At 56.6% G+C, this 13,674-nt stretch carries 17 protein-coding genes; 10 read left to right on the top strand and 7 right to left on the bottom strand.

What is annotated here, in order from left to right; all coding sequences use genetic code 11:
• Position 1: 1 nt before the first annotated feature.
• The 4 genes from ACYZT1_RS12465 to ACYZT1_RS12450 all read left to right on the top strand — a co-directional run bounded on the left by ACYZT1_RS12465 (position 2) and on the right by ACYZT1_RS12450 (position 2,457).
• A complete protein-coding gene (locus ACYZT1_RS12465; RefSeq protein ID WP_462019236.1) occupies positions 2-655 on the top strand; it encodes a DUF2931 family protein in 654 nt (217 codons plus the stop codon).
• A gap of 17 nt (positions 656-672) precedes the next feature.
• Entirely contained in the window at positions 673-1,326 is a 654-nt protein-coding gene (locus tag ACYZT1_RS12460) for a DUF2931 family protein (RefSeq protein WP_462015033.1), read from the top strand.
• 17 nt (positions 1,327-1,343) lie between these two features.
• A complete protein-coding gene (locus tag ACYZT1_RS12455) occupies positions 1,344-1,997 on the top strand; it encodes a DUF2931 family protein (protein ID WP_462015032.1) in 654 nt (217 codons plus the stop codon).
• Between the two features lie 181 nt (positions 1,998-2,178).
• A complete protein-coding gene (locus ACYZT1_RS12450; RefSeq protein ID WP_462015031.1) occupies positions 2,179-2,457 on the top strand; it encodes a DUF2790 domain-containing protein in 279 nt (92 codons plus the stop codon).
• A 24-nt stretch (positions 2,458-2,481) separates the two neighbouring features.
• Here the strand turns inward: ACYZT1_RS12450 and ACYZT1_RS12445 are convergent, their stop codons facing one another.
• Positions 2,482-2,751 carry a DUF1652 domain-containing protein gene (locus ACYZT1_RS12445; protein WP_462015030.1) on the bottom strand — a complete coding sequence of 90 codons (270 nt, stop codon included), beginning with the start codon at positions 2,749-2,751 and terminating at the stop codon, positions 2,482-2,484.
• 304 nt (positions 2,752-3,055) lie between these two features.
• On the opposite strand from ACYZT1_RS12445, the gene eco reads away from it, so the two are divergent.
• Positions 3,056-3,538, top strand: coding sequence for a serine protease inhibitor ecotin (gene eco, locus ACYZT1_RS12440; protein WP_462015029.1), 483 nt, complete (start codon positions 3,056-3,058; stop codon positions 3,536-3,538).
• Between the two features lie 80 nt (positions 3,539-3,618).
• Here the strand turns inward: eco and ACYZT1_RS12435 are convergent, their stop codons facing one another.
• On the bottom strand, positions 3,619-4,770 hold the full coding sequence (locus tag ACYZT1_RS12435) for a PQQ-dependent sugar dehydrogenase (RefSeq protein WP_462015028.1): 1,152 nt from the start codon (positions 4,768-4,770) through the stop codon (positions 3,619-3,621).
• 52 nt (positions 4,771-4,822) lie between these two features.
• The gene (locus tag ACYZT1_RS12430; protein WP_462015027.1) at positions 4,823-5,173 is read right to left on the bottom strand and encodes a hypothetical protein; all 351 of its coding nucleotides are present in this window, start codon (positions 5,171-5,173) and stop codon (positions 4,823-4,825) included.
• A gap of 207 nt (positions 5,174-5,380) precedes the next feature.
• Here ACYZT1_RS12430 and ku point away from each other — a divergent pair, with 207 nt between their 5' ends.
• Complete coding sequence (ku, locus tag ACYZT1_RS12425) at positions 5,381-6,262, top strand: non-homologous end joining protein Ku (protein WP_462015026.1); 882 nt, start codon at positions 5,381-5,383, stop codon at positions 6,260-6,262.
• Positions 6,263-6,312: 50 nt separating this feature from the next.
• On the opposite strand, the gene lpxO is transcribed toward ku, so the two are convergent.
• Positions 6,313-7,212 (bottom strand): lipid A hydroxylase LpxO, encoded by a 900-nt coding sequence (lpxO, locus tag ACYZT1_RS12420; RefSeq protein WP_462015025.1) that lies wholly within the window; start codon positions 7,210-7,212, stop codon positions 6,313-6,315.
• Between the two features lie 487 nt (positions 7,213-7,699).
• On the opposite strand from lpxO, the gene ACYZT1_RS12415 reads away from it, so the two are divergent.
• Entirely contained in the window at positions 7,700-9,289 is a 1,590-nt protein-coding gene (locus ACYZT1_RS12415; RefSeq protein WP_084321611.1) for an ABC-F family ATPase, read from the top strand.
• Between the two features lie 314 nt (positions 9,290-9,603).
• Positions 9,604-10,038 carry a tail fiber domain-containing protein gene (locus ACYZT1_RS12410; RefSeq protein ID WP_462015024.1) on the top strand — a complete coding sequence of 145 codons (435 nt, stop codon included), beginning with the start codon at positions 9,604-9,606 and terminating at the stop codon, positions 10,036-10,038.
• Between the two features lie 250 nt (positions 10,039-10,288).
• Here ACYZT1_RS12410 and ACYZT1_RS12405 read toward each other — a convergent pair whose 3' ends face one another.
• Positions 10,289-10,900, bottom strand: a complete 612-nt coding sequence (locus tag ACYZT1_RS12405; protein WP_462015023.1) for an FMN-dependent NADH-azoreductase — start codon at positions 10,898-10,900, stop codon at positions 10,289-10,291.
• A gap of 126 nt (positions 10,901-11,026) precedes the next feature.
• On the opposite strand from ACYZT1_RS12405, the gene ACYZT1_RS12400 reads away from it, so the two are divergent.
• The gene (locus ACYZT1_RS12400) at positions 11,027-11,935 is read left to right on the top strand and encodes a LysR substrate-binding domain-containing protein (protein ID WP_462015022.1); all 909 of its coding nucleotides are present in this window, start codon (positions 11,027-11,029) and stop codon (positions 11,933-11,935) included.
• Entirely contained in the window at positions 11,932-12,291 is a 360-nt protein-coding gene (locus ACYZT1_RS12395) for an MmcQ/YjbR family DNA-binding protein (protein ID WP_462015021.1), read from the top strand. Before ACYZT1_RS12400 ends, ACYZT1_RS12395 begins: the two co-directional genes overlap by 4 nt.
• On the opposite strand, the gene ACYZT1_RS12390 is transcribed toward ACYZT1_RS12395, so the two are convergent.
• Positions 12,288-12,704, bottom strand: coding sequence for a DUF1294 domain-containing protein (locus ACYZT1_RS12390; protein ID WP_462015020.1), 417 nt, complete (start codon positions 12,702-12,704; stop codon positions 12,288-12,290). The genes ACYZT1_RS12395 and ACYZT1_RS12390 overlap by 4 nt on opposite strands.
• On the bottom strand, positions 12,701-13,531 hold the full coding sequence (locus ACYZT1_RS12385; RefSeq protein WP_462015019.1) for an undecaprenyl-diphosphate phosphatase: 831 nt from the start codon (positions 13,529-13,531) through the stop codon (positions 12,701-12,703). The genes ACYZT1_RS12390 and ACYZT1_RS12385 overlap by 4 nt, the downstream gene beginning before the upstream one ends.
• Positions 13,532-13,674 lie beyond the last annotated feature (143 nt).

Raw genomic sequence — 13,674 nt, 5'->3', positions numbered from 1 at the left:
CATGAGTAACCTTATACGTGTCGCTCTTGCCGCTTTTCTGCTCAGTGGCTGCACATTCGCCAACAGCGAGTCAATGCCATACAAATCATGGTTCCTAGGGTTCTCGGCCCCCGACTACATGGAAGTTTGGATCGAAACAGCCGATGTCGTTGATATTCAGGACCATGTGTATCCACGAGCGATGAGTGGCGTTGCATCCATATCAACGCCTCTCAACAACGCCGGCGATCCAAGAGGTTGGCCAAAAAGAGCGGGCATCGGCAAAGGCAAAAATGTAACAGGAGCTGACTTGCCCAAACAGATCTATGTCCGCTGGCAGTCGCTGGCCGAACCGCAAACCTACCTGATGGTAATTAAAATCCCCGAGGCGACTCGGGAGCTCATGCGCAAGGGTGAAAAAGCTTTCTGCGCTGCCGATGGCAAATGGATCACTGGCTATCGGCAGTCGATCGGAATAAGTCTGGTTCCCGGAGGTATCGCCAGAGTCTGGGTAGGCGGTCCTTGCATGACACCGCTAGAGGTGACGACGGTAAAGGCCGTAAGTGATCCACGTGGCCCGTATGAAGGTAAGTCTGGTGGTGAGTACGATTCTCTCTCCGACGTATCCAAGGCGTATGTGGAGAAGTTTGGTGTACCGTACGACTCGTGGAAGTAACCCGCGTCGAGATCCCAATGAACAAGCTTATATATGTCGCTCTTGCCATAGTCCTACCGAGTGCATGCACATTCGCGGATAGCCAGTCGTTGCCATACAAAGCCTGGCGCTTGGGATTTTCGGCTCCTGCTTATATGGAGGTCTGGATCGAAACAGCAGATGTTGTTGACATTCAAGGCCAAGTCTACCGACGTGCCATGAGCGGGAACGCTGCCATACTCACTCCCGCCAATAATTCCGGCGATCCCCGAGGCTGGCCGAAAAGGGCTGGCTGGGGGAAAGGCAAGTACGTTACCGGAGCAGACTTACCTAGAAAAATCTATGTGCGTTGGCAATCGCTGGCCGAGCTTCAAACGTACAAGATGGAAATCGATGTACCCGAGACCACTCGGGATATGATGCAAAAGGGAGAAGATGTTTACTGTAAGGCCGACGGAAAAAGAATTATAGGGTATAGGAACGCCATCGCTGTAAGGCTAGTGCCCGGAGGCATTGCCAAAGTCTGGGTGACCGGTCCATGTATGACCCCAATCGAAGTGACAACGGTGAAGGCTGAGATTGATCCACGTGGCCCGTATGAAGGTAAGTCTGGTGGTGAGTACGATTCTCTCTCCGACGTATCCAAGGCGTATGTGGAGAAGTTTGGTGTACCGTACGACTCTTGGAAGTAACCCGCGTCGAGATCCCAATGAACAAGCTTATATATGTCGCTCTTGCCATATTCCTACTGAGTGCATGCACATTCGCGGATAGCCAGTCGTTGCCATACAAAGCCTGGCGCTTGGGATTTTCGGCTCCTGCTTATATGGAGGTCTGGATCGAAACAGCAGATGTTGTTGACATTCAAGGCCAAGTCTACCGACGTGCCATGAGCGGGAACGCTGCCATACTCACTCCCGCCAATAATTCCGGCGATCCCCGAGGCTGGCCGAAAAGGGCTGGCTGGGGGAAAGGCAAGTACGTTACCGGAGCAGACTTACCTAGAAAAATCTATGTGCGTTGGCAATCGCTGGCCGAGCTTCAAACGTACAAGATGGAAATCGATGTACCCGAGACCACTCGGGATATGATGCAAAAAGGAGAAGATGTTTACTGTAAGGCCGACGGAAAAAGAATTATAGGGTATAGGAACGCCATCGCTGTAAGGCTAGTGCCCGGAGGCATTGCCAAAGTCTGGGTGACCGGTCCATGTATGACCCCAATCGAAGTGACAACGGTGAAGGCTGAGATTGATCCACGTGGCCCGTATGAAGGTAAGTCTGGTGGTGAGTACGATTCTCTCTCCGAGGTATCCAAGGCGTATGTGGAGAAGTTTGGTGTACCGTACGACTCTTGGAAGTAAGTCCGTGCCGCATCGATGTATTCGATGGGACTGTTGAAAGGCAATATCACCCTCGATATTCGCCTCGTTAACAACCGCTTAACCTCCCGATTCAAAAATCCCCTGGACCGCACGCCCTAAGAGCCTTCTGACACCCAGTGCGGCACGCCCGACTCACTGTCGAGCTGACCCATAGACCGCATTGGAGAACCTTTATGAAAATGCGTGTTGCGTTCTCTTCACCGCCGTCAGCTGCGCCGGCTTCATCGGAGTTGCCCAAGCCACAGACGACCCCTCTCTTGCAGAGGCTCCGTATCACTACGGCATGCCGCTGCACGTGACCAAGGTTGTTTCCCTGACCGAGCCGCCTACTGTGGAGTGTGAGGTCGTGTTGGCGCACATGCGATACATCGACTCCGCGGGCCGACCCGCAGAGATCAGCTATCGCAAACTGTCTGAAGCATGCCGGCTGCAAAATTGACTGAGATACAGCGGCGACCAACGGTTACAGCGCGTGCTTGCTCGGGTGCAAAAGCTGAGCGTTCGCCTGCTGATGCAAGTCAGATCGCAGGCCAGCGATCAAATCACTGATCGCACGGCTGCTGTTGAGCTGACTGGCATTGATGCCGGTCACCAAGAGATCAACCTGTTCAGATTTATCATCGGCGAAAACTTTAACAGTCATTTTCAGATCCGGCGAAAGCGAACACTGGCAGCGTTTCGGTAAAAAACCGCTCTCGACGATACTGCGAATTTCCAAGGCAGACAAAAACATGGCGATTCTCTCCTGATTGTGAGATAGCCAAAAAAAGTAAGTGCTGGCTCTGTATAAATCCGGTCAGCATCAATAGACATCTACAGCATAAAACATGCCTCAATTCCTGCGCCGCAGACCGTCCATGAATCAAGGACTTAGCCAACTGTCCCTTCTATAAGCTCATGCAAATTGCAAGATCACGCCTTTAGGCCCATGCATTTTGCAGCCCCCTCACTCTCGTTTGCATTGGCTGCGAACGGCGGTAAGAATGCAGTGTGTCAGCTCAGTATCCGCTGACCTCACTTACATGCAAGGAGGCACCATGGGTTCACTGACCTGTGTCACTACCGTTGGGCTGATCGCTGCTGCGCTGTGCTCATTCGCTCAAGCCGCGCCGCTTGAAAAATTTGCGCCATTTCCCAAGCCAGAGGAAGGGTTCTCGCGTCAGGTCATCCACCTCGCTCCGCAAACCCGGGAAGACAGCCTTCAGGTCGAGATTCTCGCTGGCAAGACGCTCACCGTGGACTGCAATCGACAGCGCCTTGGCGGCATGCTGGAGGAAAAGAATCTTGAGGGTTGGGGGTATCCGTTCTATCGACTGGAAACTGTGATCGGGCCGATGAGCACACAGATGGCGTGTCCGGATGGCAAAAGCAAGAAAGACTTCGTGCCGGTGGTGGGTGACGGCTTCATGTTGCGTTACAACAGCAAGTTGCCGATTGTTGTTTATGCGCCCAAGGACGTTGAAGTTCGTTATCGAGTCTGGTCGGCGTCGAACACAGTCGAGAAAGCGGTTCAGGAATAACGTGACCTCACTCGGTTTTATAGCTGCTGCGCAGCCGGACGCAGGTGCGCCAGCTGCTAGAGCGGATTCCGCGCGATAAACTATTTGAGGCCGACCCTGAGCAACTCGCCATCGTCATCATCGGTCAGCACATACAAATAACCATCCGGACCTTGGCGCACGTCGCGGATACGCTTGTTGAGCTCACCCATCAAACGCTCTTCATGCACTACGCGATCGCCGTCGAACTGCAAGCGGATCAACTCCTGGCTGACCAGCGCGCCGATGAACACGTTGTGCTGCCATGGCTTGAACCGGTCGGCGTCGTAGAACGCCATGCCGCTCAGGCCGGGAGATTTTTCCCAGACGTGATGCGGCGCGACAGTGCCATCGGCAGTTTTGCCATTGGCTTCCGGAATCGGTTGACCTGTGTAATTGATGCCGTGGGTCGCCGTCGGCCAGCCATAGTTTTTGCCGCGCTCGATGATGTTGATTTCGTCACCACCACGGGGACCGTGCTCGTTTTCCCAAAGCACTCCGGTCCAGGGATTGAGCGCGGCGCCTTGCGGGTTGCGCTGGCCATAGGACCAGATTTCCGGGCGGATGCCGCTCTGACCGACAAAGGGGTTATCGTCGGGCACCTTGCCGTCCGGGTAGATGCGCACCACTTTGCCTTGCAGTTTGTCGAGGTCCTGTGCGGTTGGCCGGTCATTGTTTTCACCGAGCAAGATGAACAGATAGCCATCGCGATCAAACACCAGCCGTGATCCGAAATGATGGCCAACCGAAAGCTTGGGCTCCTGGCGGAAGATCACCTTGAAATTCTTCAGCGTCTTCAAATCTTCGGACAATTGTCCGCGACCGACTGCCGTGCCGGCCTTGTTGCCCGCACCACCGCCCTCCGCGTAAGACAAATAGACCGTGCGGTCCTGCTTGAAGTCGGGTGAAAGCACCACGTCGAGCAAGCCGCCCTGCCCTTTGGCCCACACCTGCGGTACGCCGTCGAGTGGCGCCGAGAGTTTGCCGTCGGCGCTGACCACACGCAGATTCCCCGGCCGTTCCGTCACCAGCATGCCCTGTTGATCGGGCAAAAACGCCAATGCCCACGGGTGATCCAGGCCTTTGGCAATCCGGGTGACTTCGAGCGTCCCCTGTTCACTTTTCAATTCTTGAGTCGATGCCGCAACAACAGGCGCCGCAGCGGTAATGAATGCGCTGGCGCAGAATGTGGCCAGAAGAGTTTTACGCAACATGCACGATTCCTTTTGTCGTCAGAATGGCTCGCAAGGCTTTCTGCCCTGGGATTTAACGGTTGCCGGTGGGCGCGTCTCGGTGCGGTGGATTGGGAATGAATGTCGGCGGGCTGACGGGCGCCGACCGGTCCTGCGGATAACGATTGCCGATGCCGCCATTGTCGAGCGTCGGGGGTCGCGGCACCGGCACGGTGTTCGGACCACGGATCGCCGGCGCACTGGGCTGGGTGCCTTGCATGCTGTTGGGGTTGGCCCGGCGGATCGGGCTGTTGTAAGGATTGCCGGCATTGCCCGTCGGGCTCTGCGCGAGCAACAAGAGCGTCGGCGCGACGTCGGCCTGGGCGGGCAGACTCAGCACGCCACTCAACGTCCACACGCCAAGGCCAAGCATTATTCGATTCATCGCAACCTCTCTACAGGCTCGTGACAGGAGTCTGCCTTTCGATAGCACGCTATGCCGAGGGTTCGGATTTGTTAACCGAAACCTGTCCAGCAAGATGTAACACCCTTTGACCGTACCACTGATCCGCCCCTATGGCGCGGAGTAAAGCCGCTGAAACTTTTTCGCGCGGGCACGGGTCACCTGATCATCACTTGCGAGTAGACGACGATGCCACGTGCAATCTGGAAAGGCGCAATCAGTTTCGGACTGGTGCATATCCCTGTGGCGCTGGTTTCGGCTACGTCATCTCAGGGCGTGGATTTTGACTGGCTCGATGGCCGGAGCATGGACCCGGTTGGATACAAGCGTGTCAACAAGGTCACCGGCAAGGAAATCGACAAGGAGCACATCGTCAAGGGCGTCCAGTACGAAAAGGGTCGCTATGTGGTGCTCAGTGAAGAGGAAATCAAATCGGCACACCCATTGTCCACGCAGACCATCGATATCTTTTCGTTTGTGGACAGCGAACAGATCCCGTTACAGAACATCGATAAACCCTATTACCTCGCGCCGGACAAGCGCGGCGGCAAGGTTTACGCCTTGCTGCGTGAAACGCTGAAACAAACCAATAAGGTCGCCCTCGCCAACGTCGTGATACATACCCGTCAACATCTGGCCGCATTGATGCCGCTGGAAGACTCGATGGTGCTGGTGATGTTGCGCTGGCCGGAGGAAGTTCGCAGTCTCGACACGCTCGAACTGGGCAGCGACGTCAAAGACGCGAAACTGGCCAAGGGTGAACTGGAGATGGCCAAGCGGCTGGTGGACGACATGGCTGGCGACTGGAGCCCGGAGGATTATCGCGACAGTTTCGAAGACAAGATCATGGCGCTGGTGGAGAAGAAGGCCAACGAAGGCAAGATCGAGGACGTGGAAACGGTGTCGGGCGAAGAGGAACGCAAAACTGCCGATGTCATCGATTTGACCGAGCTGCTCAAACGCAGTCTCGGAGGCAAGGCACCGGCCAAACCGGCGGCCAAGAGCAAAGCGGCTGAGAAGACCACAGAGAAAGCTCCGGCGAAAAAAGCTTCGAAGCGGTCGAGCGGTTGATTCAAACATCCGGGAAACCAAGGGCATCTCCAAAGGATGCCCATGGTCACTCAAATCAATACAAATATCGCCAATAACCCGGCAAAGATCGCCCACTTCTCCAGGTAATAGAGTTTGCGATTACGCTTCTTCAGCGCTTTGCCCCGCAGGCGAATCGTGTAGATCTTCGCAAACAGGCGATTAAGCCCTCCTGTCTTGTCACCCACCTCATTCGGTGCACCGGCCGCAGACATCACGTTACGGCTGAACCAGCGATTGAACGCCGCGGCCCAGCGAAATTTCATGGGCCGCTCGATGTCGCAGAACAGGATCATGCGGTTCTGCTGAGTCGTGTTTTGCGCGTAATGAATGAAAGTCTCGTCGAAGATCACCGCTTCACCGTCGCGCCAGTGATAATGCTCACCGTCGACGTTGATGTAACAACCCGCGTCGTTCGGTGTGTCCAGGCCCAAATGGTAGCGATAGGAACCGGCATACGGGTCGCGGTGGCGGACCAGTTTCGAGCCTGGTGGCAACTCGGCAAACATCGCAGCCTTGATCGAGCCGATGCTCTGCACCAGCTCGGTAGTGCGCGGGCAGAGCTTCATGGCCGAAGGATGGCTGTCGCCGTACCATTTGAGGTAGAAGCGCTTCCAGCCGGTTTTGAAAAAAGAGTTGAAGCCGACGTCATCGTATTGACTCGAGCGCTTGATCTCACCGGCCCGCAGCAGGCTTTGCCCTTCCGCGCGGATTTCTTTCCAGTGCGTTTGCAAGAGGCTGAGGTCCGGGAAATCGGCAGGGTCAAGGTAAGGTTTGTTGGGGATTTTCGAAAACAGATACAGGAAGCAATTGATCGGCGCGAGAAACGTCGAGTGATCGCTCAGTTGCCGGCCCAGTTTGTGGCGCACGCGACCGCGTAAATGAACGTACGCAATCGATACAACGTAAATGGCAGCGATGATGAGTTTCAAGGCAATCGTCACACGTCAGAAGTGAACAAACTGCGCCTCTTGCGCCCGATTGGCCGAAGGGTCTTGTGCAGCGTCTGCATTCAATAAAGCTTCCTGATGCGCTTCCTAGAGCCGTGCCGACCCTTGGCATCACGCGGAAGATGGCATTTTAGTCACATTCTGTAACTTATGGTTAACCTTCAAATGTGAAAATCTGTCCACTCATACCGCCAAAGCACCCGTGCGGCCTCAATGCCCTATCGTTTAAAGAGCCAGACCAGTACAATCGCCGCCAAACATTATGCGCCCCCCTTGGTTGACGACGGTTTGAAACGTCCTCAGCGCACTTCGACTCGGGCCAAGCGCGCCTCATGCTGCTGTCCACTTATTGCCAGATGGACCTTCCGCTTCTGACCGGGATGTATTTCCCGTGGTCTGGACAACGGACACGGGTACTGAATCGGTACTGCCGCAACCCGATACTCTGAATGCTTCACAGGAAAAACCTTTGATCTCTACAGCTAACATCACGATGCAATTCGGCGCCAAGCCGCTATTCGAAAACGTTTCGGTGAAATTCGGCGCGGGCAACCGCTACGGTCTGATCGGTGCGAACGGTTGCGGCAAGTCGACGTTCATGAAAATCCTCGGTGGTGATCTCGAGCCGTCTGGCGGCCAGGTCATGCTCGAGCCGAACGTGCGTCTGGGTAAATTGCGCCAGGACCAGTTCGCCTACGAAGAATTCACCGTGATCGACACCGTGATCATGGGTCACGAAGAGCTGTGGAAGGTCAAGGCCGAGCGCGACCGCATCTACTCGCTGCCGGAAATGACCGAAGAAGACGGCATGGCCGTCGCTGAACTGGAAACCGAGTTCGCCGAGATGGACGGCTACACCGCCGAGTCTCGTGCCGGCGAATTGTTGCTCGGCCTGGGTATCGGCATCGAGCAGCACTTTGGCCCGATGAGCGAAGTGTCGCCAGGCTGGAAACTGCGCGTATTGCTGGCCCAGGCGCTGTTCTCCGATCCGGAAGTGCTGTTGCTCGACGAACCGACCAACCACCTGGACATCAACACCATCCGCTGGCTGGAAAACGTGCTGACCCAGCGCTCCAGCCTGATGATCATCATCTCTCACGACCGTCACTTCCTGAACAGCGTGTGCACCCACATGGCTGACCTGGATTACGGCGAGCTGCGCCTGTTCCCGGGCAACTACGACGAGTACATGACCGTGGCGACCCAGTCCCGCGAGCAACTGCTGTCGGACAACGCCAAGAAAAAAGCGCAGATTTCCGAACTGCAATCGTTCGTCAGCCGCTTCTCGGCCAACGCCTCGAAAGCCAAGCAGGCGACCTCCCGCGCCAAGGCGATCGACAAGATCCAGCTGGCCGAAGTCAAGCCTTCGAGCCGTGTGAGCCCGTTCATTCGTTTCGAGCAAACCAAGAAGCTGCACCGTCAGGCGGTCATCGTCGAGCGCATGGCCAAGGGTTTCGACGGCAAGACGTTGTTCAAGGACTTCAGCTTCCAGGTCGAAGCTGGCGAACGCGTGGCGATCATCGGCCCAAACGGCATCGGCAAAACCACCCTGCTGCGCACCCTGGTCAATGAACTGACCCCGGATGCCGGCACCGTCAAGTGGACCGACGCTGCGGAACTGGGTTATTACGCCCAGGACCACGCGCACGATTTCGAAGACGACTGCAACCTGTTCGACTGGATGGGCCAGTGGACCCAGGGCGGCGAGCAACTGGTTCGCGGCACCCTGGGCCGCATGCTGTTCTCCAACGACGAGATTCTCAAGTCGGTCAAGGTCATTTCCGGTGGTGAGCAAGGTCGCATGTTGTTCGGCAAGTTGATCCTGCAAAAGCCAAACGTGCTGATCATGGACGAACCGACCAACCACCTGGACATGGAATCCATCGAGGCGCTGAACCTGGCGCTGGAAAACTATCCGGGCACGCTGATCTTCGTCAGCCATGACCGTGAGTTCGTATCGTCGTTGGCGACCCGCATCATCGAGTTGAGCCCAAGCGGCGTGATCGACTTCAGCGGCACGTACGACGATTATCTGCGCAGTCAGGGTGTGGTGTTCTAAGACCAACCGTTGGTTTCAAGCTGAAAGCTGCATGTAAAAGCCCTGTCGTTGTGACAGGGCTTTTTGCGTTTGAGGGTGAGTGCGTTTGCGGGTGCTCAAAGCCCCATATCTGCGGATGTTGAAACTTGCCTGATTAACAAGTAACAAAATATACGTAACAGGATATAAGTAACAGAATAATAATCGGCCTCACCATTTTTGTTATTGCAAAATGACGAAACAGTTAAAACAAAACACCATCATTGCGTTAAGTTTCCACTTCGACAAAATGCCCGCGCTGCAAATCATCAAACCTAATAACAAGGAATACCAACTTGCGTACATTACTTCTGACGTCCGTCGCCTCTGCTCTGTTGTTCTCATTCCACTCCACCGCCCAAGCCACAGACCAAGGGAGCCTGGCCGAGCAAATTTGCTATAACGGTGTGTGCTGGGACATCGGCGGACCTCCTGGTAGCGAATGCTGCCCATTCAGTGATGAGCGACTGAAAACCAGAGTCCAGCGTCTGGAAAATCCAACGGAAAACCTGCTGAAATTGCAGGGTGTATCCTTCAATTGGAAACACAACGAACAGGCGGATGTCGGCCTGATCGCTCAGGACGTGCAGAAGGTCTACCCGCAGTTAGTGCACACCAAAGGCGATCACCTGCAAGTTGATTATCAGAAACTGGTGGCACCTCTGATTGAATCAGTTCGCGAACTAAATGCCCGAGTCCAGACACTGGAAAGTGCAGCGGCTAACAAGTAACGAACAATGCGACCGCCGGTTAATTATTGATCGGCGGTTTGCATGCCAGTGCTGCCACCGAACTCAGCGCTCGCCCTTCCCGCCGAACGACACCGCCTCCCCGTTTCAACACTCCGTTATCTGCCCCAAACCCTCCGGGCAAACACCACCCCAAACCCCAGAAACAAAAAAACTCCGCATCTGCCACTTGCATGATCAGATACAGAGTTTTTCGCGCGTACTCGCGATGTTTCACCGCTTGTCTCAGGCCTTATGCAGCGGCGAACAATTGCCCGCTGATCTGCGCCTGCGCATCGCTCATCGCCTTGGTACGGACTTCGTCGCCGTAAGCCAGGCCGTGGGCACGGACGAAGTCGATATCCGTAATGCCAAGGAAGCCGAACATCACTTTCAGGTATTCCTCGTGTGCCACGCCAGTCGCCTGACCGTGATGCAAACCACCGGAGGTCGAAACGATCACGACTTTCTTGTTGCCGCACAGGCCTTCAGGGCCGGCTTCGGTGTAGCGGAAGGTTTGACCGGCCACCGCGATGCGGTCGATCCACGCCTTGAGCTGGGTCGGAATGGTGAAGTTGTACATCGGCGCGGCGACGACCACGGCGTCGGCAGCGAGGAATTCGGTCAGAGTCGAAGCGCTGAGATCCGCTTCGTGCTGCTGGGCGGCATTACGCAGTTCTGCGGTGGTGCCGGCGGCGACCAAAGTGTTTGCCGAGAAATGGCTGATGGCGTCGGCGGCCAGGTCACGGTAAGTGACGATGACGTTGGTTTCAGCGGCCTGCCAGGCACCGACCACTTCGCGGCTCAAAAGACGGGAGGCCGAGTTGTCGCCCAGAATGCTCGAATCGATGTGCAACAGTTTCATGTGGGATCTCCAAGTGAGGACCGCCACCGGCGATCTGATGCAATCATCCTACAGACGAAACGAATGGCTGATTAGCCGGCAATCATGCGATAGTTTGTCCCACTGATAGAACAATCGAGCACCTGAATGCAAGATCTCAACGACCTGTATTACTTTGCCAAAGTGGTCGAAGCCGGTGGATTTGCGGCGGCCGGTCGCCTGCTCGGAATTCCCAAGTCGCGATTATCGCGGCGCATTGCCGAGCTGGAGGAACGCCTGGGTGCGCGCCTGCTGCAACGCACCACCCGGCAACTGAAACTGACCGCCGTGGGCGAGCGTTACCTGCGGCACTGCCAGGCGATGCTGCTGGAAGCCGAAATGGCCGATGAAGCGGTGGCGAGCATGTCGAGCGAACCGCGCGGACGGTTACGGGTCACCTGTCCTGTGGGCCTGGCGCACGAGATTTTGCCGCAGATCATTGCGCAGTTTCTGGAGAAATATCCGCTGGTGCAACTGGAGATGATGCTGCTCAATCGCCGCGTCGACCTGGTGACCGAAGGCGTCGACGTCGCCCTGCGTGTGCGCGAGCCGGGTGATGAAGACCCCTTGCTGGTCACCCGCCGCCTGCGTCAGGCGCAAATGCTCCTGGTCGCCAGCCCTGCTCTTTTACGCGGGCGTGCGATCAATCATCCCGATGACCTGAAGAACCTGCCGGTGCTCGGCGCCCTGGAAGCGGACCGCATGGTGCACATTCGCATGCTCGATCAACAGGGCAAACGAGTCGACCTGAGCCTCGAAGCGCGCCTGGGTATAGAGGATTTCATCGTGCGCAAAGCCTGCACGCTGGCCGGCCAGGGCTTTACGATGCTGCCGATGATGTATTGCGAACAAGCGTTGGAAGACGGCTCATTGGTGCAATTGCTGCCAGAGTGGTCACTGCCGGGCGGCTGGCTGCAAGCCGTCTACCCTCATCGGCGCGGGGTGATGCCGGCCGTGCGTGCCTGGATCGACCACATGGTCGAATCATTCGATGCCTGCGGGGAGCGACTGCTATGAAGGCGGGACGCATGAGCGAAGACGACGTTGCGGCTTTCTGCCTTTCACTGCCGGGGGCGCGGGAGGATTACAAATGGGGCGGCGTGCGGGTTTTTTCGATTGCCGGCAACAAGATGTTCGCCCTGCAAAACCTGCGCGGCGACTCCCTCGCGTTCAAAGTCGACAAGGATGTGTTCGCGGGTCACTGCGACCGCCCAGGCATTCACCCGGCGCCATATCTGGCCAGGGCGCAGTGGATCATCATGCAGACGCCCTACCCGCTTGGCGCCGCAGAGCTGAAAGACTTGCTGCAACGTTCGCATCAGTTGGTGGTGAGCAAATTGCCCAAGCGCACTCGGGTCGGGCTGCTGCTTTAGAACAGTGCGAGCAGATTGGCGCCGAGAAACAGTTGGTCTATCCAGAACACCTGATGCAGCAGCACGATGGCCCAGAACAGCACCTGAAACGATACCTTGCGCGTTTTGTGCCGAAACACTTGCTGCGCGAGCATCGCGCCCGGCCAGCCGCCGGCGAACTCGACGGCGTGCAAGACATTTTCTGGCGTGCGCCAAAGGTCGGTGCGGGCCTTGCGTTTGTCGCCCCAATACAGCAAAAACGCCAGCACGCTGACAATGCCGTAGGCCGCGAGGGGAACCAGCGAGATACCGCGCAGCCACAACGTCACTGAACCCAGCAATGGCAGCGCGCACACAATCGAGAACACCAGCAACTTCAGCCGTGGGTGCTGGATACCCCCCTGGGAAGGATTGCGCGCGCTGGCGTTATTCATGGCTGAACGGCGGTCCAGTCGACCCAACCGAACTGCCACGTGGCCAGAATTACCAGGCCAAACGCGATCCGGTACCAGGCGAACGCCGCATAACTGTGGCTGGCAATGAACTTGAGCAGACCACGAACGGCGATCATCGCGAAGATGAACGCGGTGACAAAACCGATGGCGAACACCGGGAAGTCAGCCGGCACGAACAGGTCGCGGTATTTGTAGCCCGAATACACCGCTGCGGCGACCATGGTCGGCATCGCCAGAAAGAACGAAAACTCGGTAGCCGTTTTGCGCGACAAGCCGAACAGCAAACCACCGATGATCGTCGAGCCGGAGCGCGAAGTGCCTGGAATCATCGCCAGGCATTGAGCGAAACCGACTTTCAGTGCGTCCTGCCAGGTGATGTCATCGACCGTTTCGGCGTGCACGTCATGCTGACGCCGCTCGGCCCAGAGCATGACGACCCCGCCCACCACCAACGCCGCCGCAACGGTGATGGGGTTGAACAGGTATTCATGAATCAGATCCGAAAACAGCACGCCCAGCACGACGGCGGGCATGAAAGCGATCAACAGGTTGGCGGTGAAGCGCCGCGCGCCGGGCTGCGTTGGCAGGCCTGTGACCACGTCGAAAATCTTGCGGCGAAACTCCCAGACCACCGCCAGAATGGCGCCCAGTTGAATAATGATGTTGAACGCAATGGCGCGTTCTCCGCCAAAGTTGAGCAAGTCCGCGACGATAATCTGGTGCCCGGTACTGGAAATCGGCAAAAACTCCGTCAGCCCTTCCACAACCCCAAGTATCAATGCCTGCAAGGCGGTCCAAAGGTCCATCAATCCCCCAGGGGGCGATGCGCTGCGGCATGCCCCAATAATAATTTTCAAACGTTCACTGCGGTCAACGTGTCTGCCCCGCGCGCTGCAGCCAGGCGAAGCCGAAAAACATCGGCTGAAGTTCGTTCCGGACTCAGGTTTTC

Source organism: Pseudomonas sp. PB3P13, from assembly GCF_054897735.1.
This window is presented reverse-complemented; position numbering and strand designations above follow the sequence as displayed.